This is a genomic window from Paenibacillus sp. 7516 (assembly GCF_002272715.1).
GTDB classification, from domain to species: domain Bacteria; phylum Bacillota; class Bacilli; order Paenibacillales; family Paenibacillaceae; genus Paenibacillus; species Paenibacillus illinoisensis_A.
The window spans coordinates 1-260 of record NZ_NPBI01000062.1; the positions used below are offsets into that span (position 1 = coordinate 1).

1 tRNA gene is annotated in these 260 nt (G+C 47.3%); it reads left to right on the forward strand.

What is annotated here, in order from left to right:
- Positions 1–64: 64 nt before the first annotated feature.
- Positions 65–136, forward strand: a tRNA-Glu gene (locus CHI14_RS29635).
- Positions 137–260 lie beyond the last annotated feature (124 nt).

Consider the following 260-nt stretch of genomic DNA (forward strand, 5'->3'; position numbering starts at 1 on the left):
GGCTCATATGAGTCATTAGCTCAGTTAGTAGATTTACAGCTTCTTGTTTGTTGAAAGCTATTAAGGCCCGTTGGTCAAGGGGTTAAGACACCTCCCTTTCACGGAGGTAACAGGGGTTCGAATCCCCTACGGGTCATAACTTTACTTCTTAAAGCAACAAGGGGATGAGAATCCCAAAGGTTCGTCGGAGGATCATCATCGTTAGCAACTGCTACGCAGTCTCGAGCGAAGTGAGAGTATCCCCTGCGGGTCATAGATAC